The following is a 19251-nucleotide window of genomic DNA, read 5'->3' on the forward strand; positions in this document are numbered from 1 at the left end:
ATGGCAGCGCCATTGGCAGTCGACTGACAGCCAATGGCAGTGTTTGGCAGTCCTTGTTACCCTGCATCGGTCATCCATCGGTGCCGTCATGCCTGAATCCCGTTCCATCATCCTAGCCCTGGTTTCCTACCTCGAACACGATGCACTGCCTACGATCGTGCTGGATACCGACTACAACATCCTCGCGGCCAACGCAGCCTATCGCCGGTTGTTCGGCCGTGACCAGCAAGCGCCACTGGGCGAGAAGTGCCACCGCGTCTCCCATCACTACGCGGTGCCGTGCGACCAGGCCGGTGAGCATTGCCCGATGCGCAAAGCGTGGGACAGCAAAGTGCCGGAGCGGGTCCTGCACATTCATCACACCCCACGCGGGCCGGAACACGTGGATGTGGAATTGCGCCCGATCCTCGATGAACAAGGCAGGGTGGTGGCCTTCGTCGAGCGCCTGACCACCGTCACCCTGGCCTCGGCGCAACCTCAGCAGCAAGGGCTGGTCGGGCGCGCGCCGGCCTTCAAGCATGCCTTGGCCAGCCTGCAGCGTGCGGCACCCGCACAGATCCCGGTGCTGCTGCAGGGCGAATCGGGCACCGGCAAGGAGCTGTTCGCCCGCGCCATCCACATGGGCAGCCCACGGGCCAACGGCCCCTTGGTGGTGGTCGACTGCACCGGCCTGACCGAATCGCTGTTCGAGAGCGAATTGTTCGGCTACGAGAAAGGCGCCTTCACCGGTGCCAACCAGCGCAAGATCGGCCTGGCCGAAGCGGCCCACGGCGGCACGCTGTTTCTCGATGAAATCGGCGAAGTGCCGTTGGCCATGCAGGTCAAGTTGCTGCGCCTGATCGAGTCCGGCAGCTTCCGCCCGGTTGGCAGCCTGCGTACCGTGCATTCGGATTTCCGCCTGGTGTCGGCGACGCACAAGCCATTGAAGCAGATGGTGGCAGAGGGCACGTTCCGGGAAGACCTGTACTACCGCATCAGCGGTTTCCCCATCCGTTTGCCGGCGCTGCGCGAACGTGTGGAAGACCTGCCGCTGCTTGCCGAAAGCCTGCTGCAGCGCATGCCAGGCAACCCGGCGCCGAAGCTGAGCCGCGAAGCGCAGCAGCACCTTGAGCTGCATCCTTTCCCGGGCAATATCCGCGAGCTGCGCAACATCCTGGAACGGGCTCGCCTGTTTGCCGACGACGGGCTGATACGGCCTGAACACCTGCCGGAAGATATAGGCCCGGAGCAGGTTCGCGGCCCTGGCGGCGGGCGAGGGCGCAATGGCCTGGGTGAGCTGGCGCAGGCGCTGGAGCAGTTCCAGGGGCCGCGCAGTGAGTTGGCGCGCCACCTTGGCATGAGCGAGCGCACCTTGTATCGGCGCCTGAAGGCGTTGGGGTTGTCCTAGCCCTTGCAAGATCGAGCAGCCAAAAAAAAGCCCGCTTGCGCGGGCTTTCTTTTGTGCGGTTTCTACACCTGATCAGAAGTCCAGGTTCGATACCGACAGGGCATTGCTTTCAATGAACTCACGGCGCGGCTCTACCGCATCACCCATCAGGGTGTTGAAGATCTGGTCGGCAGCGATCGCATCTTCGATGGTGACCTTCAGCATGCGGCGCACGGTTGGGTCCATGGTGGTTTCCCACAGCTGGTCCGGGTTCATCTCACCCAGCCCTTTATAGCGCTGGATGGTGTGGCGCTTGGTGGTCTCGTTCATCAGCCAGTCCAGGCCTTCCTTGAACTCGACGATCGCCTTGCGGCGCTCACCACGCTGAACATAGGCACCTTCGCCCAGCAGGCTGGACAGCTTGGCGCCGATATTGACCACGGTGCGGTAGTCGTTGCTGCCGAAGAAGTCGCGGTTGAAGGTGATGTAGCTGGCCAGGCCGTGGGAGGTGATTTCCACTTCCGGCAGCCAGACATTGCGTTCCTTGTCTTCGCGCAGGCTGGCCTTGTACGCCAGGCCCGACTTCTGGCTGTTGTTCAGGCGCTGCTGGAAGCTGTCCAGCCAGGCCTGCATCACGGCATGGTCGCCCAACTGCTCGAGGGTGACTTCAGGCAGGTAGATGAAGTGCTCGGTCAGCTCTTCCGGGTACAGGCGCGACAGACGCTTGAGGGTCTTCATCACGCTGCGGAATTCGTTGACCAGCGCTTCCAGCTGAACGCCGGAAACGGCTGGCGCCGATTCGTCCAGGTGCAGGCTGGCATCTTCGAGGGCCGACTGGGTCATGTACTCTTCCATGGCCTCGTCGTCCTTGATGTACTGCTCCTGCTTGCCTTTCTTGACCTTGTACAGCGGCGGCTGGGCGATGTAGATGTAGCCACGCTCGACCAGTTCCGGCAGCTGACGGAAGAAGAAGGTCAGCAGCAGGGTACGGATGTGCGAACCGTCGACGTCAGCATCGGTCATGATGATGATGTTGTGATAACGCAGCTTGTCGATGTTGTACTCTTCGCGGCCGATGCCGCAGCCCAGCGCAGTGATCAGCGTGCCCACTTCCTGGGACGAGATCATCTTGTCGAAACGGGCTTTCTCGACGTTGAGGATCTTGCCCTTGAGCGGCAGGATCGCCTGGGTACGGCGGTTACGACCTTGCTTGGCCGAGCCACCTGCGGAGTCACCCTCCACCAGGTACAGTTCGGAAAGGGCAGGGTCCTTCTCCTGGCAGTCCGCCAGTTTGCCCGGCAGGCCGGCAATATCCAGCGCGCCTTTGCGGCGAGTCATTTCACGCGCTTTACGCGCCGCTTCGCGGGCACGGGCTGCGTCGATCATCTTGCCGACGACGGCCTTGGCTTCGTTGGGGTTTTCCAACAGGAAGTCGGCGAAGTACTTGTTCATCTCCTGTTCCACGGCGGTTTTCACCTCCGAGGAAACCAGCTTGTCCTTGGTCTGGGAGCTGAACTTCGGATCCGGCACTTTTACCGAAATGATCGCGGTCAGGCCTTCACGGGCGTCATCACCCGTGGTGGCAACCTTGTTCTTCTTGGCCAGGCCTTCCTGCTCGATGTAGTTGTTCAGGCTACGGGTCAGGGAAGAACGGAAGCCCACCAGATGAGTACCGCCGTCGCGCTGCGGAATGTTGTTGGTGAAGCACAGCAGGTTTTCGTTGAAGCTGTCGTTCCACTGCAGCGCAACTTCAACACCCACGCCATCGTCGCGCTGGATGTTGAAGTGGAACACCTGGGAGTTGACCGGGGTCTTGTTGGTGTTCAGGTACTCGACGAACGCACGCAGGCCGCCTTCGTATTTGAAGAACTCTTCTTTGCCCGAGCGCTCGTCCTTCAGCAGGATGCCAACGCCGGAATTGAGGAACGACAACTCACGGATACGCTTGGCCAGGATGTCCCAGCTGAAGTGAATGTTCTTGAAGGTTTCAGCCGACGGCTTGAAGTGGATGTGGGTACCGGTGGTTTCGCTTTCACCGACAACGGCCATCGGCGCCTGTGGCACACCGTGCACGTAGGTCTGTTCCCAGATCTTGCCGCTGCGGCGAACGGTCAGCACCAGCTTTTCGGACAGGGCGTTTACTACCGAAACACCCACACCGTGCAGACCACCGGAAACCTTGTACGAGTTGTCGTCGAACTTACCGCCGGCGTGCAGCACGGTCATGATGACCTCGGCTGCCGAAACGCCTTCTTCTTTATGCACGTCTACCGGAATACCGCGGCCGTTGTCGCGCACGCTGATGGATTCGTCGGTGTGAATGATGACGGTGATGTCATCGCAGTGACCCGCGAGGGCTTCGTCGATCGAGTTGTCGACCACCTCGAAGACCATGTGGTGCAGGCCGCTACCATCATCGGTGTCGCCAATGTACATGCCGGGGCGCTTGCGCACGGCATCCAAACCTTTCAGCACCTTGATGCTGGAGGAGTCGTACGTTTGATTTTCGCTCATGCCTTCACTCCCGATGGTCGTGGGTCTGGGTGATACGGCCCTGTTCCACGTGGAACAAAGCAACTGGCGTTTCCGTTTGCCAGCCTTCCCTCAGTAATTCGTGATCTACACAGGTGATGAACACCTGGCAGCGTAATTCTTCAAGCAAGCGGCACAATGCGCGGCGGTGCTGGTCGTCCAGCTCCGACGGCAAGTCATCCACGAGATAAATACAGTGACCGCGGCGAGCCTGGCTGACGAGGTGGCCCTGGGCGATGCGCAATGCGCACACCACCAACTTTTGCTGACCGCGCGACAAAATGTCCGCTGCATTATTGGCAGCCAGACGAAGACGCAAATCAGCACGTTGCGGACCGGCCTGGGTATGGCCCATCTGCTGATCGCGAAGGAGAGAGGAGGCGAGGACTTCTTGCAGTTCCCGGTCCTTGTCCCAGCCTCGGTAATAGCTCAGGGTCAACCCGTCCAGCTCGACCAGTTCGCTCAGGGTTCGCTCGAAGACGGGCTTCAAGGCCTTGATGTAGTTGCGACGGTATTCATCTATTTCCGCGCTGGCCAGGCACAATTCCCGGTCCCAGGCGGCTTGCGAAGCTGGGTCAAGTGTACCATGACGCAACCACGAGTTCCGCTGCCGCAGCGCCTTCTGCAGGCGTTGCCAGGCGGGCAGGAAGCGAGGTTCCACGTGGAACACCCCCCAATCGAGGAACTGCCGACGTATTTTCGGCGCGCCTTCCAGCAAGCGGAAACTGTCTGGGTTGATCAGCTGCAAGGGCAGCAGCTCAGCCAATTGGGCTGCGCTCCTGGCATTCTGGCCATCAATGCGAATGGTGAACTCCCCCTGGCGCTCCCGTGATACACCAAGGTTGCTGGTGCCACCTTCGGCCAGCTGCACTTCGCCAAATACCGTGCACGCCGGTTGTTCGTATTGAATGACCGGGTTCAGGCGAGTGCTGCGAAATGAGCGAGCCAGGCCGAGCAGGTGCACAGCTTCGAGCACGCTGGTCTTACCGCTGCCGTTGGCGCCGTAGAGAATATTGATGCGGGGGGAGGGTGTGAGGGTCACCGGGTGCAGGTTGCGCACCGCGGTGACCATGATACGTCGAAGGGACATTTGGCCTGCTACGTTACAGGCGCATCGGCATGACTACGTAGGAAGAATCGTCGTTGCCGGCTTCCTGCAGCAGGGCACTGCTGTTGGAATCGGACAGGATCAGACGAACTTGCTCGGTAGTCATGACACCCAGCACGTCGAGCAGGTAGCTGACGTTGAAGCCGATTTCCAGCGAGCTGCCTTCGTAATCGACGCTGATTTCTTCTTCGGCTTCTTCCTGCTCAGGGTTGTTGGCCTGGATCTTCAGCTGGCCGGCAGCCAGTTGCAGGCGAATGCCGCGGTACTTTTCGTTGGAAAGAATCGCGGTACGGCTGAAGGCTTCACGCAGCGCCTGACGATCGCCCACCACCAGCTTGTCACCACCTTTAGGCAGCACGCGCTCGTAGTCCGGGAATTTGCCGTCGACCAGTTTCGAGGTGAAGGTGAACTCACCGGTGGTCGCGCGGATGTGATGCTGGCCGAGCACGATGCTGACCATGCCTTCAGGGTCGGTGAGCAGGCGCGCCAGCTCGAGGATACCCTTGCGCGGCACGATGACCTGGTGACGCTCATCCTGTTCGATCGCGGCGCTCATCGAGCACAGGGCCAGGCGATGGCCATCGGTGGACACTGCGCGCAAGGTATTGCGCGACACTTCCAGCAGCATGCCGTTGAGGTAGTAGCGCACGTCCTGCTGAGCCATGGCGAAGCTGGTGCGCTCGATCAGGCGACGCAGCTTGCTCTGCTCCAGGTTGCAGGTCAGCGAACCCGGGCCTTCTTCCACCGTCGGGAAGTCGTTGGCAGGCAGGGTCGACAGGGTGAAACGGCTACGGCCGGCCTTGACCAACAGCTTCTGCTCATCGACCTTGATATCGATCAGAACGTCGTTGGGCAGGCTCTTGCAGATGTCCATCAGCTTGCGCGCCGGGACAGTGATTTCGCCGGGCTCGGCCGGCTCTTCGAGTTGCACGCGGCCTACCAGTTCGACTTCCAGGTCGGTACCGGTCAACGACAGCTGCTGGCCTTGTACGACCAGCAGTACGTTGGACAGGACCGGCAAGGTCTGGCGGCGCTCGACGACACCGGCGACCAGTTGCAGGGGTTTCAACAGGGCTTCGCGTTGAATGGTGAAATGCATGGTCTAGTCCCTTGCCTTCAATTAGCTGGGCTGACGGCCATCAGGTCGTCAGCGTGCGCAGCAGGTTCTTGTAGTCCTCGCGGATGTCCGCGTCGGATTCCTTCAATTCGTTGATCTTGCGGCAGGCGTGCAGCACGGTGGTGTGGTCGCGGCCGCCAAACATGTCGCCGATTTCCGGCAGGCTATGGTTGGTCAGCTCCTTGGACAACGCCATGGCCACCTGACGCGGGCGCGCGACGGAACGCGAGCGGCGTTTGGACAACAGATCGGCGATCTTGATCTTGTAGTACTCGGCCACGGTGCGCTGAATGTTATCCACACTCACCAGCTTGTCTTGCAGCGCCAGCAGGTCTTTCAGCGACTCGCGAATCAGCTCGATGGTGATGTCGCGGCCCATGAAGTGCGAGTGGGCAATCACCCGCTTCAGGGCGCCTTCCAGTTCACGCACGTTGGAGCGGATGCGCTGGGCGATGAAGAACGCCGCGTCGTGCGGCAGCTCGACCTTGGCCTGGTCGGCCTTCTTCATCAGGATCGCGACACGGGTTTCCAGTTCCGGCGGCTCCACGGCCACCGTCAGGCCCCAGCCGAAGCGCGACTTCAGACGCTCTTCCAGGCCTTCGATTTCCTTGGGGTAGCGGTCGCTGGTGAGAATCACCTGCTGGCCACCTTCGAGCAAGGCGTTGAAGGTGTGGAAAAACTCTTCCTGCGAACGCTCCTTGCGGGCGAAGAACTGGATGTCGTCGATCAGCAGCGCATCCACCGAGCGGTAGAACCGCTTGAATTCGTTGATCGCGTTCAGCTGCAGCGCCTTGACCATGTCTGCGACGAAGCGCTCGGAATGCAGGTAGACCACCTTGGCATTCGGGTTCTTCTTCAGCAGGTGGTTACCCACAGCATGCATCAGGTGCGTCTTGCCCAAGCCTACGCCGCCATACAGGAACAGCGGGTTGTAGCCGTGCTTGGGGTTGTCGGCCACCTGCCAGGCCGCGGCGCGGGCCAGCTGGTTCGACTTGCCTTCGACAAAGGTTTCGAAGGTGAAGGTGCGGTTCAGGTAGCTGGTGTGCTTGAGCGCACCTTCGACCTGGACGGTGCGTTGTTCGGTACGCCCGCTGGCAGCGGGTGCCGCGTTACTGTCGGCCATGGCATCGAAGCTGTCTCGCGAGGACGACTCGGCGCTATCGGTCACCAGCACAGGTTCGACAACGCTGGCCATGACCGGCTCGGCAACGGCTGCGGCCGGCGCATTGGCAGCCTGGGGCTGGCTTTGCGCGAGCGAGGCTGCCACTGCAGCACTGACCGGGGCGTTGGGCGCAGCGCGCGGCGCAGAGCTGCGACGGCTGCCTATTAATAAGGAAAGGGCAGGCGCGATGCCGCTGCCGTTCTCACCCAACAGTTCGAGCAGGCGGCCGAGGTACTTTTCATTCACCCAATCGAGAACGAAGCGGTTAGGCGCATAGACGCGCAACTCGTCGCCTTCGGCTTCGACCTGTAGCGGACGGATCCAGGTGTTGAATTGCTGGGCAGGCAGTTCATCGCGCAGAAGCTCCACGCACTGCTGCCAAAGTTCCACTGACACGGATATCCCCTGAGTTTGAAAGCCGGATGAGGCAAAAACAAACCGCCATTGTACCGGTCGAGCGCTCAGTTATCCACATGTGGAAACATTCTGAGCCATGACAAATCAGCCATTTAGCGACCAAAACACCCTTTCAAGGCGGTGGATAAGCCCTGTGGATAAGCGCACATGAGGGCTATGCACAACCCTGGGTCGAGCCGTGTGGATAACTCCCCTGTGGATAAGCGGCGTTTTCATCCACAACTTGTGCGCATGCGCAGCACAGGCGCAGCACCCGTTGTGGACAAGGTTTTGAAATTCTGTACAGCCCATGAACAAAGGGCTGCAAGAAGTTATCCACAGATACTTATCCACTTAAGAGTTATAAGTTCTTCAGAAAAGCTTTTTATATGTCTCTTCTTTTTTTTCATTTTGTCGTCCGTTTGCCTGCACGGGCAAGCCTTGGCCGGAGGAACGCCAGCGATCACCTTCCATAAGGAATGACTGGTTGGAAATTGACCTATTGGCTTGCTTTCTCTAGAATCGCCGATCTCTTAAAAAGGGGGCCATCCCGGCCCGTTGTCGACAAACCCAGGTAACACGCCATGAAACGTACTTTCCAACCAAGCACCATCAAGCGCGCTCGCACCCACGGCTTCCGTGCCCGTATGGCTACCAAGAACGGCCGCGCTGTTCTGTCGCGTCGTCGTGCCAAAGGCCGTAAGCGTCTGGCCATTTGATTTTTCGGCACAGGTGGTGAGTCAGGACTTCAGTCGGGAAAAGCGACTGCTTACACCCCGGCATTTCAAAGCGGTCTTCGACTCCCCAACCGGCAAGGTTCCAGGGAAAAACCTGCTGATCCTTGCTCGCGAGAACGGGCTCGATCATCCACGCCTCGGCCTGGTGATCGGCAAGAAGAGCGTCAAGCTCGCCGTTCAACGCAATCGCCTCAAGCGCTTGATGCGCGATTCCTTCCGTCTGAACCAGCAAATGCTCGCTGGCTTGGACATAGTGATCGTCGCGCGCAAGGGATTGGGTGAGATAGAAAACCCGGAATTGCACCAACACTTTGGCAAGCTCTGGAAACGCCTGGCCCGCAGCCGGCCCTCTCCAGCGGCAAACGCCGATTCCGCAGGGGTAGACAGTCAAGATGCGTAAACTGGCACTCGTTCCGATCCAGTTTTACCGTTACGCCATTAGTCCTCTGATGGCCAGCCACTGTCGTTTCTACCCCAGTTGCTCCTGTTACGCTTACGAAGCCATTGAAAACCATGGTCTCTGGCGTGGCGGGTGGCTAGCCGTTCGTCGCCTGGGGCGTTGTCATCCGTGGAACGACGGCGGTTTCGATCCCGTTCCTCCCGCTCCTTCCTCCCGAACTTCTTCGATAGCCGAGTAATCATGGATATTAAACGCACGATCCTGATCGCCGCCCTGGCAATCGTGTCCTACGTCATGGTCCTGAAGTGGAACGATGACTACGGCCAGGCTGCCTTGCCGACTCAGAATACTGCTGCCAGCACTGTTGCTCCGGGCTTGCCCGATGGCGTACCCGCCGCCAACAACGGCGCCAGCGCCGATGTACCGAGCGCCAACGGCGAGTCGAGCCCTGCAGAACTGGCACCTGTTGCACTCAGCAAGGATCTGATCAAGGTCAAGACCGATGTCCTGGAACTGGCTATCGACCCAGTCGGTGGTGACATCGTCCAGCTGAACCTGCCGAAGTACCCACGCCGCCAGGACCATCCGGACATTCCGTTCCAGCTGTTCGACAACGGTGGCGAGCGCGTGTACCTGGCCCAGAGCGGCCTGACCGGCGCCAATGGCCCGGACGCCCGTTCCACTGGCCGTCCGCTGTACGCTGCCGAGCAGAAGTCCTACCAGATGGCCGATGGCCAGGAACAACTGGTGGTCGACCTGAAGTTCAGCGACAACGGTGTGAACTACATCAAGCGCTTCAGCTTCAAGCGCGGCGAGTACGACCTGACCGTCAGCTACCTGATCGACAACCAGAGCGCTCAGGCCTGGAGCGGCAACATGTTTGCCCAGCTCAAGCGTGACGCCAGTGGCGATCCGTCCTCGAGCACTGCCACCGGCACCGCGACCTACCTGGGCGCCGCCATGTGGACCGCGTCCGAGCCGTACAAGAAAGTGTCGATGAAGGACATCGACAAAGGTAGTTTGAAAGAAAATGTGTCCGGCGGCTGGGTCGCCTGGCTGCAGCACTACTTCGTGACCGCCTGGATTCCTGCCAAGTCCGACAACAACGTTGTGCAGACCCGCAAGGACAGCCAGGGCAACTACATCATCGGCTACACCGGCCCGGCCATCAGCGTACCTGCTGGCGGCAAGGTCGAAACCAGCGCCATGCTGTACGCCGGCCCGAAGATCCAGTCCAAGCTCAAGGAGTTGTCCCCAGGCCTGGAACTGACCGTCGACTACGGCTTCCTGTGGTTCATCGCCCAGCCGATCTTCTGGCTGCTGCAACATATCCACAGCCTGCTGGGTAACTGGGGCTGGTCGATCATCGTCCTGACCATGCTCATCAAGGGCCTGTTCTTCCCGCTGTCGGCTGCCAGCTACCGCTCGATGGCGCGCATGCGTGCCGTGGCGCCGAAGCTTGCCGCGCTGAAGGAACGCTTCGGTGACGATCGCCAGAAGATGTCCCAGGCGATGATGGAGCTGTACAAGAAAGAGAAGATCAACCCGCTGGGCGGCTGCCTGCCGATCCTGGTCCAGATGCCGGTGTTCCTGGCCCTGTACTGGGTACTGCTGGAAAGCGTAGAAATGCGCCAGGCCCCGTGGATGCTGTGGATCACCGACCTGTCGATCAAGGATCCGTTCTTCATCCTGCCGATCATCATGGGCGCGACCATGTTCATCCAGCAGCGCCTGAACCCGACTCCGCCGGATCCGATGCAAGCCAAGGTGATGAAAATGATGCCGATCATCTTCACCTTCTTCTTCCTGTGGTTCCCAGCGGGCCTGGTGCTGTACTGGGTTGTGAACAACTGCTTGTCGATCACCCAGCAGTGGTACATCACCCGCCGTATCGAAGCAGCGACGAAAAAAGCTGCTGCTTGACGGGCTACTCAGCTAGCCTGTGAATAAAAACGCCCCCTCGGGGGCGTTTTTGCTATCTGTCGTATTTGTCGTAGAGGCTTTCGAGCATGAACACTGTGCGTGAAACCATCGCAGCCATCGCCACCGCCCAGGGCCGCGGCGGTGTCGGCATCGTCCGCCTGTCCGGGCCACTGGCGGCCAAGGCTGGCCAACTCATCACCGGCCGCAGCCTGACCCCGCGCCATGCCCACTACGGCCCGTTCCGCGACGAGCAAGGGCTGGTGCTGGATGAAGGCATCGCGCTGTTCTTCCCGGGGCCGAACTCGTTCACCGGTGAGGATGTGCTGGAGCTGCAGGGCCATGGCGGCCCGGTGGTGCTGGATATGCTGCTGCAGCGCTGCGTCGAGGTCGGTTGCCGTCTGGCGCGCCCGGGCGAGTTCAGCGAGCGGGCATTTCTCAACGACAAGCTCGACCTGGCCCAGGCCGAGGCCATTGCCGACCTCATCGAGGCCAGCTCCAGCCAGGCGGCGCGCAATGCGTTGCGCTCGCTGCAGGGCGAATTCTCCAAGCGTGTGCACAGCCTGACCGAGGCGCTGATTGCCCTGCGCATCTACGTCGAGGCGGCCATCGACTTCCCGGAAGAAGAAATCGACTTCCTCGCTGACGGGCATGTGCTGTCGATGCTCGACACCGTGCGTGGCGAGTTGTCCACAGTGCAGCGCGAAGCCGGGCAGGGCGCCTTGCTGCGTGACGGCATGACCGTGGTGATCGCCGGCAGGCCCAACGCCGGCAAGTCGAGCCTGCTCAATACCCTGGCCGGCCGCGAGGCGGCGATCGTCACCGATATCGCCGGCACCACCCGGGACATCCTGCGCGAACATATCCACATCGATGGCATGCCGCTGCACGTGGTCGACACGGCAGGCCTTCGCGACACCGATGACCATGTGGAAAAGATCGGCGTGGAACGCGCGCTCAAGGCCATTGGCGAAGCCGACCGGGTGTTGCTGGTGGTGGACTCCACCGCCCCCGAGGCGAGCGACCCGTTTGCCCTGTGGCCGGAGTTCCTGGACCAGCGGCCAGACCCGGCCAAGGTCACGCTGATTCGCAACAAGGCCGACCTCAGTGGCGAGCGGGTAGCACTGGAACAATGCGACGATGGGCACGTGACGATCACCCTGAGCGCCAAGGGCGACGACCAGGGGCTGCAGCTGCTGCGCGAGCACCTCAAGGCCTGCATGGGCTACGAGCAGACCGCAGAGAGCGGCTTCAGCGCCCGCCGGCGCCACCTGGATGCACTGCGCCAGGCCAGCGACCACCTGGAACACGGGCGTGCCCAATTGACCCTGGCCGGGGCCGGAGAGCTGCTGGCAGAAGATTTGCGACAGGCACAGCAGGCACTGGGTGAAATCACCGGAGCCTTCAGTTCGGATGACCTGCTCGGCAGGATTTTCTCGAGTTTCTGCATCGGCAAGTAGTCCACAACCTGCCAGACCCAGGCCGCTCCTTCATGGAGCGGCTTTTTTTTGCCCGCATGAGCCCTGTGGGTAACTCGCCTTCAGGTCAGTTGATAAGCAGGCCTTTTTTCTGAGGACAAACCGGCCTGTGGGTAAAGAGGCATTTAATCCACAGGCTAAAACCGGTTATCCAGAACCCTCATGGCCATCCAGACACAGGGTTTAATTTCTCTCTACACAACGGTTGATAAGGGATACAGAACGTTATCCACAGATATCCGTGTGCATAAGAATAAACATAAAAACAAAGCTTTTTTAAATTTCTCTTCTTTGATTTCTGTTGTCTGCCACTCATCCACAGCCTGGTCAAAATTTGCGCAAAAGGTTTCTTTAGAGGGGGTGAAGTCCCTATACTTGTCGGCTTACCTTCTCTATTCGCAAAAACAGGCACGAGGTGCGTGGTGGATTTCCCTTCCCGTTTTGAAGTGATCGTCATCGGCGGCGGCCATGCCGGTACCGAGGCTGCGCTTGCGTCTGCACGCATGGGTGTGAAAACCCTGCTGTTGACCCATAACGTGGAAACCCTCGGTCACATGAGCTGCAACCCCGCCATCGGTGGTATTGGCAAGAGCCATCTGGTCAAAGAGATCGATGCCCTGGGCGGCGCGATGGCATTGGCCACCGACAAGAGCGGTATCCAGTTCCGCATCCTGAACAACCGCAAGGGCCCGGCCGTGCGCGCCACCCGAGCGCAGGCAGACCGCGCCATCTACAAGGCGGTGGTGCGCGAGATCCTGGAAAACCAGCCGAACCTGTGGATATTCCAGCAGTCGTGCGACGACCTGATCGTCGAGCAGGACCAGGTCAAAGGCGTGGTCACCCAGATGGGCCTGCGCTTCTTCGCCGAACAAGTGGTACTGACCACCGGCACCTTCCTCGGTGGGCTTATCCACATCGGTTTGCAAAACCACTCCGGTGGCCGCGCCGGTGACCCACCCTCGATCGCCCTGGCCCACCGCATGCGTGAACTGCCGCTGCGCGTCGGCCGCTTGAAAACCGGTACGCCGCCGCGTATCGACGGGCGTTCGGTAGATTTCTCGGTGATGACCGAGCAGCCAGGCGACACGCCGATCCCGGTGATGTCGTTCATGGGCAATGCGCAGATGCACCCGCGCCAGGTCAGCTGCTGGATCACCCACACCAACGCCCGCACCCACGAGATCATCGCCTCGAACCTCGACCGTTCGCCGATGTACTCCGGGGTCATCGAAGGCGTCGGCCCACGCTACTGCCCGTCGATCGAAGACAAGATCCACCGCTTCGCCGACAAGGAAAGCCACCAGGTGTTCATCGAGCCGGAAGGCCTGACCACCCACGAGCTGTACCCCAACGGCATTTCCACTTCGCTGCCGTTCGACGTGCAGCTGGAACTGGTGCGCTCGATCCGCGGCATGGAAAATGCCCACATCGTGCGCCCCGGCTACGCCATCGAGTACGACTACTTCGACCCGCGCGACCTCAAGTACAGCCTGGAGACCAAGGTCATCGGCGGCCTGTACTTCGCCGGCCAGATCAACGGCACCACCGGTTACGAAGAAGCCGGCGCCCAGGGCCTGCTGGCCGGGACCAACGCCGCACTGCGCGCCCAGGGCCGCGAAAGCTGGTGCCCGCGCCGCGACGAGGCGTACATCGGTGTGCTGGTCGACGACCTGATCACCCTGGGTACCCAGGAGCCTTACCGCATGTTCACTTCGCGCGCCGAGTACCGGCTGATCCTGCGCGAAGACAACGCCGACCTGCGCCTGACCGAAAAAGGCCGTGAACTGGGCCTGATCGATGACCAGCGCTGGGCCGCCTTCTGCGCCAAGCGCGATGGCATCGAGCGTGAGGAACAGCGCCTGAAGTCGACCTGGGTACGCCCCAATACCCCGCAAGGTCAGGCCGTTGTGGATAAGTTCGGCACCCCGCTGAGCCACGAGTACAGCCTGCTCAACCTGCTCGCCCGCCCGGAAATCGACTACGCCGGGCTGATCGAGGCGACCGGCGGTGAGGTCATCGACCCGCAGGTTGCCGAGCAGGTCGAGATCAAGACCAAGTACGCCGGCTACATCGACCGCCAGCAGGATGAAATCGCCCGCCTGCGCGCCAGCGAAGACACGCGCCTGCCTGTGGATATCGACTACGCCACGATTTCCGGCCTGTCCAAGGAAATCCAGGGCAAGCTGGGCCAGACCCGCCCCGAGACGCTGGGCCAGGCTTCGCGTATCCCGGGCGTTACCCCGGCGGCGATTTCCCTGTTGCTGATTCATCTGAAAAAACGCGGCGCTGGCCGCGAATTGGAGCAAAGCGCTTGAGTTCCCTGGTCACCCCGCAGCACGCAGAAGAGTTGTCCACAGGCGCGCGCCAGCTCGGCATCGAGCTGAGCGCGCAGCAGCACGAAGCGCTGCTGGGCTACCTGGCCCTGTTGATCAAGTGGAACAAAGCCTACAACCTGACCGCCGTGCGCGATCCGGACGAGATGGTCTCGCGCCATCTGCTCGACAGCCTCAGCGTCATGGGGTTTATCCACAGCGACCGCGAAACCTGGCTGGATGTGGGCAGCGGCGGTGGCATGCCGGGCATTCCGTTGGCTATCCTGCACCCGCACAAACAGGTGACGGTGCTGGATGCCAACGGCAAGAAGACGCGCTTTCTGACCCAGGTCAAAATGGAGCTGAAACTGGACAACCTCACGGTTATCCACAGCCGCGTCGAGGCCTTCCAGCCCGCGCAGCCGTTCAGCGGCATCATCTCCCGCGCCTTCAGCAGCATGGAGAACTTCACCAACTGGACCCGCCACTTGGGCGACACCGGGACGCAATGGCTTGCAATGAAGGGGCTGCATCCTGCCGATGAACTGGTAGCATTGCCCGCAGACTTCACAGTGGAAAGCGAGCAGGCCCTGACCGTTCCAGGTTGCCAGGGCCAGCGCCATCTGCTGATACTGCGCCGCAAGGCATGACTGGGAACACACGCAACAATGGCTAAGGTATTCGCAATCGCGAACCAGAAAGGTGGAGTGGGCAAAACCACCACCTGTATCAATCTTGCTGCATCGCTGGCCGCGACCAAGCGTCGTGTGCTGCTGATCGACCTCGATCCGCAGGGCAACGCCACCATGGGCAGCGGTGTGGACAAACACGAACTCGAGCATTCGGTCTACGACCTGTTGATCGGCGAATGCGACCTTGCCCAGGCCATGCACTACTCCGAGCACGGCGGCTTCCAGCTGCTGCCGGCCAACCGCGACCTGACTGCCGCGGAAGTGGTGCTGCTGGAGATGCAGGTCAAGGAGAGCCGCCTGCGCAATGCCCTGGCGCCGATCCGCGAGAGCTACGACTACATCCTCATCGACTGCCCACCGTCGCTGTCGATGCTGACGCTCAACGCCCTGGTCGCCTCCGATGGCGTGATCATCCCGATGCAGTGCGAGTACTACGCACTGGAAGGTCTCAGCGACCTTGTGGATAACATCAAGCGCATCGCCGCCCGCCTGAACCCGCAACTGAAGATCGAAGGCCTGCTGCGGACCATGTACGACCCGCGCCTGAGCCTGAACAACGATGTTTCGGCGCAGCTCAAGGAGCACTTCGGCGAGCAGCTGTACGACACGGTCATCCCGCGCAACATCCGCCTGGCGGAGGCGCCGAGCTTCGGCATGCCGGCACTGGCCTACGACAAGCAATCGCGTGGTGCACTCGCCTACCTGGCCCTGGCCGGGGAACTGGTGCGCCGTCAACGCCGTCAATCATGCACTGCACAAACAACTTAAGGAATCCGCATGGCCGTTAAGAAACGGGGTCTCGGACGTGGGTTGGATGCACTGCTCAGTGGTCCGTCCGTCAGCGCGCTCGAAGAGCAGGCTGTGAAGATCGACCAGAAAGAACTGCAACACCTGCCGGTCGAACTGGTCCAGCGCGGCAAGTATCAGCCGCGCCGCGACATGGATCCGGTGGCGCTGGAAGAACTGGCGCACTCGATTCGCAGCCATGGCGTGATGCAGCCGATCGTGGTCCGCCCGATCGACGGCAACCGCTATGAAATCATCGCCGGTGAACGCCGCTGGCGCGCCACCCAGCAGGCCGGCCTGGACACCATCCCGGCGATGGTCCGCGAAGTGCCCGACGAAGCGGCCATCGCCATGGCCCTGATCGAGAACATCCAGCGCGAGGACCTCAACCCGCTGGAAGAGGCCCTGGCCCTGCAGCGCCTGCAGCAGGAGTTCGAACTGACCCAGCAACAGGTGGCGGATGCCGTGGGCAAGTCGCGGGTCACCGTGGCCAACCTGCTGCGCCTGATCTCGCTGCCGGAAGCGATCAAGACCATGCTCGCCCACGGCGACCTGGAGATGGGCCACGCACGTGCTTTGCTCGGCCTGGAAGAAGATCGCCAGGAAGAAGGGGCGCGACATGTTGTCGCACGTGGCCTCACCGTGCGCCAAACCGAGGCACTGGTGCGCCAGTGGCTCAGCGGCAAACCTGATCCGGTCGAACCGAGCAAACCTGATCCGGATATCGAGCGCCTTGAACAGCGGCTTGCAGAGCGCCTGGGCTCGCCCGTGCAGATACGCCACGGGAACAAGGGAAAAGGGCAATTGGTTATTCGTTACAACTCGCTTGACGAGTTGCAAGGTGTGCTTGCTCACATCCGCTGAAACAATTCCTGTTGTAGCGCTCAGTCGGAAATCACTACGAAGAGTTGAATAGGGGTTAATCCACCCCTATACTCTGCGCGCATTTTGTCGGCACAAATTATGCCAAGTCGTTGCTGACTTGTTGGTCGACTTTCGAGGAGCAGTTTTGATGGAAATCCGCACGCCAAACCGCCTGCCTTTCCATCGCTGGGCGGTTTTCCCGGTACTGCTGGCTCAATTTGTAGTACTGCTGCTGGCAACGCTGGTGTTGTGGCAGTGGAAAGGGGTGGTCAGTGGATATTCAGGCCTTTGCGGAGGTTTGATTGCCTGGCTGCCCAATTTGTATTTCGCCTGGAAGGCTTTTCGCTTCAGCGGAGCCCGGGCGGCGCAGGCCATCGTCAAGTCGTTCTACGCAGGCGAGGCAGGCAAGATGATTTTGACGGCAGTGCTGTTCGCACTGACCTTCGCAGGAGTGAAGCCACTGGCGCCGTTAGCAGTATTCGGCGTCTTCGTGTTGACCCTTTTGGTCAGCTGGTTCGCGCCCCTGCTGATGAATAAAAGACTTTCGAGACCTTAGGGCGTTTGAGGCAACCATGGCAGCAGAAACCGCTTCGGGCTATATCCAGCACCACTTGCAGAACCTGACCTACGGTCAACTACCAGACGGCAGCTGGGGCTTCGCCCATTCGGCTGCAGAAGCCAAGGCAATGGGCTTCTGGGCGTTCCACCTGGACACCCTGGGTTGGTCCGTCGCGCTGGGTCTGATCTTCCTGTTCATTTTCCGCATGGCGGCGAAGAAGGCGACTTCCGGCCAGCCTGGCGGTCTGCAGAACTTCGTTGAAGTGATGGTGGACTTCGTACACGGCAGCGTGAAGGATTCCTTCCACGGCCGTAGCCCGGTGATTGCTCCGCTGGCGCTGACCATCTTCGTCTGGGTGTTCCTGATGAACGCCATCGACCTGGTACCGGTCGACTGGATTCCTCAGCTGGCCATCCTGATCTCCGGTGACCCGCACATTCCGTTCCGCGCCGTGTCGACCACCGACCCGAACGCGACCCTGGCCATGGCCTTCTGCGTGTTCGCCCTGATCATCTTCTACAGCATCAAGGTCAAGGGCCTGGGCGGCTTCATCGGTGAGCTGACCCTGCACCCGTTCGGCAGCAAGAACATCTTCCTGCAGATCCTGCTGATTCCGGTCAACTTCCTGCTCGAATTCGTCACCCTGATCGCCAAGCCGATCTCGCTGGCACTGCGACTGTTCGGCAACATGTACGCCGGCGAGCTGGTGTTCATCCTGATCGCGGTGATGTTCGGCGCCGGCATCCTCTGGCTCAGCGGCCTGGGTGTGGTGCTGCAGTGGGCGTGGGCTGTGTTCCACATCCTGATCATCACCCTGCAAGCTTTCATCTTCATGATGCTTACCATCGTCTACCTGTCGATGGCTCACGAAGATAACCATTAAGACCGCCTGGCGTGTCTGATAGCCTTCCCCGCTCGTTTGGGGGGAGGGCTTTAAAAGTCCGCAAGGGCAGCTGTACCAAACGATTTGTTTTACCGCTTCAAACTAAAAACCTAACCAATACGACGTAAAAGTCGGGAGGAAAGATGGAAACTGTAGTTGGTCTGACCGCTATCGCTGTTGCTCTGCTGATCGGCCTGGGTGCTCTGGGTACCGCCATTGGTTTCGGCCTGCTGGGCGGCAAGTTCCTGGAAGGCGCTGCTCGTCAGCCTGAGATGGTGCCGATGCTGCAGGTCAAAATGTTCATCGTTGCCGGTCTGCTCGACGCCGTAACCATGATCGGTGTTGGTATCGCTCTGTTCTTCACCTTCGCGAATCCGTTCGTTGGTCAGATCGCCGGCTAATCACTCGTATTCACGAGTTGATGGCTGTATGAATTAAGACCGAGCGAGGTGTTGGCGTGAACATTAATGCAACCCTGATTGGCCAATCCGTTGCTTTTCTGATTTTTGTACTCTTCTGCATGAAGTATGTATGGCCTCCGGTCATCACTGCCCTGCACGAGCGCCAAAAGAAGATTGCCGACGGCTTGGACGCTGCCAACCGCGCAGCTCGCGACCTGGAGCTGGCCCAAGAGAAAGTGGGTCAGCAACTGCGTGAAGCTAAAGCACAGGCAGCCGAAATCATTGAGCAAAGCAAGAAACGCGCTGCTCAGCTTGTCGAGGAAGCCCGTGATCAGGCCCGCGTCGAAGCTGACCGTGTGAAGGCTCAGGCTCTGGCCGAGATCGAACAGGAACTGAACAGCGCCAAAGACGCTCTGCGTGCCCAAGTGGGTGCTCTGGCCGTTGACGGTGCTGAAAAGATCCTTGGCGCCACAATCGATCAAAACGCGCATGCGGAGCTGGTTAACAAACTGGCCGCTGAAATTTAAGCGAGGGCGAT

The 19251-nt window shown here is 60.4% G+C and carries 18 protein-coding genes; 14 read left to right on the top strand and 4 right to left on the bottom strand.

Annotation, left to right across the window (positions count from 1 at the left end; all coding sequences use genetic code 11):
• Nucleotides 1-88: 88 nt before the first annotated feature.
• Nucleotides 89-1387, top strand: coding sequence for a sigma 54-interacting transcriptional regulator (locus ACIPG5_RS08815; RefSeq protein ID WP_314616389.1), 1299 nt, complete (start codon nucleotides 89-91; stop codon nucleotides 1385-1387).
• Nucleotides 1388-1459: 72 nt separating this feature from the next.
• On the opposite strand, the gene gyrB is transcribed toward ACIPG5_RS08815, so the two are convergent.
• From gyrB to dnaA, 4 genes are read right to left on the bottom strand one after another with little or no spacing between them, the layout of a single operon-like run.
• Entirely contained in the window at nucleotides 1460-3880 is a 2421-nt protein-coding gene (gene gyrB / locus ACIPG5_RS08820) for a DNA topoisomerase (ATP-hydrolyzing) subunit B (RefSeq protein WP_176511752.1), read from the bottom strand.
• Nucleotides 3881-3884: 4 nt separating this feature from the next.
• On the bottom strand, nucleotides 3885-4988 hold the full coding sequence (gene recF / locus ACIPG5_RS08825) for a DNA replication/repair protein RecF (RefSeq protein ID WP_176511753.1): 1104 nt from the start codon (nucleotides 4986-4988) through the stop codon (nucleotides 3885-3887).
• Nucleotides 4989-5001: 13 nt separating this feature from the next.
• Nucleotides 5002-6105: a DNA polymerase III subunit beta gene (gene dnaN, locus ACIPG5_RS08830; protein WP_176511754.1), complete on the bottom strand. Its 1104-nt coding sequence runs from the start codon at nucleotides 6103-6105 to the stop codon at nucleotides 5002-5004.
• Nucleotides 6106-6145: 40 nt separating this feature from the next.
• Complete coding sequence (gene dnaA / locus ACIPG5_RS08835; RefSeq protein ID WP_176511755.1) at nucleotides 6146-7681, bottom strand: chromosomal replication initiator protein DnaA; 1536 nt, start codon at nucleotides 7679-7681, stop codon at nucleotides 6146-6148.
• Between the two features lie 584 nt (nucleotides 7682-8265).
• Between dnaA and rpmH the strand changes: the two genes are divergently transcribed.
• The 13 genes from rpmH (at nucleotide 8266) to ACIPG5_RS08900 (ending at nucleotide 19240) form a co-directional block, all read left to right on the top strand.
• Nucleotides 8266-8400 (top strand): 50S ribosomal protein L34, encoded by a 135-nt coding sequence (gene rpmH, locus ACIPG5_RS08840; protein WP_003253163.1) that lies wholly within the window; start codon nucleotides 8266-8268, stop codon nucleotides 8398-8400.
• Nucleotides 8401-8413: 13 nt separating this feature from the next.
• Nucleotides 8414-8818 carry a ribonuclease P protein component gene (gene rnpA, locus ACIPG5_RS08845; RefSeq protein ID WP_176511810.1) on the top strand — a complete coding sequence of 135 codons (405 nt, stop codon included), beginning with the start codon at nucleotides 8414-8416 and terminating at the stop codon, nucleotides 8816-8818.
• Nucleotides 8811-9056: a membrane protein insertion efficiency factor YidD gene (yidD, locus tag ACIPG5_RS08850; RefSeq protein WP_078477749.1), complete on the top strand. Its 246-nt coding sequence runs from the start codon at nucleotides 8811-8813 to the stop codon at nucleotides 9054-9056. Before rnpA ends, yidD begins: the two co-directional genes overlap by 8 nt.
• 2 nt (nucleotides 9057-9058) lie before the next feature.
• Nucleotides 9059-10741 (top strand): membrane protein insertase YidC, encoded by a 1683-nt coding sequence (gene yidC, locus ACIPG5_RS08855; protein WP_176511756.1) that lies wholly within the window; start codon nucleotides 9059-9061, stop codon nucleotides 10739-10741.
• Between the two features lie 86 nt (nucleotides 10742-10827).
• The gene (mnmE, locus tag ACIPG5_RS08860; protein WP_176511757.1) at nucleotides 10828-12198 is read left to right on the top strand and encodes a tRNA uridine-5-carboxymethylaminomethyl(34) synthesis GTPase MnmE; all 1371 of its coding nucleotides are present in this window, start codon (nucleotides 10828-10830) and stop codon (nucleotides 12196-12198) included.
• A gap of 440 nt (nucleotides 12199-12638) precedes the next feature.
• Nucleotides 12639-14531, top strand: a complete 1893-nt coding sequence (gene mnmG, locus ACIPG5_RS08865; RefSeq protein ID WP_176511758.1) for a tRNA uridine-5-carboxymethylaminomethyl(34) synthesis enzyme MnmG — start codon at nucleotides 12639-12641, stop codon at nucleotides 14529-14531.
• Nucleotides 14528-15178, top strand: coding sequence for a 16S rRNA (guanine(527)-N(7))-methyltransferase RsmG (gene rsmG / locus ACIPG5_RS08870; RefSeq protein ID WP_236236185.1), 651 nt, complete (start codon nucleotides 14528-14530; stop codon nucleotides 15176-15178). Before mnmG ends, rsmG begins: the two co-directional genes overlap by 4 nt.
• An 18-nt stretch (nucleotides 15179-15196) precedes the next feature.
• Nucleotides 15197-15988, top strand: coding sequence for a ParA family protein (locus tag ACIPG5_RS08875; RefSeq protein ID WP_401374387.1), 792 nt, complete (start codon nucleotides 15197-15199; stop codon nucleotides 15986-15988).
• 9 nt (nucleotides 15989-15997) lie between these two features.
• On the top strand, nucleotides 15998-16870 hold the full coding sequence (locus ACIPG5_RS08880; protein WP_401374389.1) for a ParB/RepB/Spo0J family partition protein: 873 nt from the start codon (nucleotides 15998-16000) through the stop codon (nucleotides 16868-16870).
• Nucleotides 16871-17018: 148 nt separating this feature from the next.
• Nucleotides 17019-17426: a F0F1 ATP synthase subunit I gene (locus ACIPG5_RS08885; RefSeq protein ID WP_176511762.1), complete on the top strand. Its 408-nt coding sequence runs from the start codon at nucleotides 17019-17021 to the stop codon at nucleotides 17424-17426.
• Nucleotides 17427-17442: 16 nt separating this feature from the next.
• The gene (atpB, locus tag ACIPG5_RS08890) at nucleotides 17443-18312 is read left to right on the top strand and encodes a F0F1 ATP synthase subunit A (RefSeq protein ID WP_016394319.1); all 870 of its coding nucleotides are present in this window, start codon (nucleotides 17443-17445) and stop codon (nucleotides 18310-18312) included.
• A gap of 143 nt (nucleotides 18313-18455) precedes the next feature.
• Nucleotides 18456-18713 (top strand): F0F1 ATP synthase subunit C, encoded by a 258-nt coding sequence (atpE, locus tag ACIPG5_RS08895; protein ID WP_003097235.1) that lies wholly within the window; start codon nucleotides 18456-18458, stop codon nucleotides 18711-18713.
• Between the two features lie 56 nt (nucleotides 18714-18769).
• Entirely contained in the window at nucleotides 18770-19240 is a 471-nt protein-coding gene (locus tag ACIPG5_RS08900) for a F0F1 ATP synthase subunit B (RefSeq protein ID WP_176511763.1), read from the top strand.
• Nucleotides 19241-19251: the final 11 nt, after the last annotated feature.

Origin of the sequence: Pseudomonas sp. NPDC087029, assembly GCF_044745345.1 — a bacterium.
GTDB lineage: Bacteria > Pseudomonadota > Gammaproteobacteria > Pseudomonadales > Pseudomonadaceae > Aquipseudomonas > Aquipseudomonas faucium.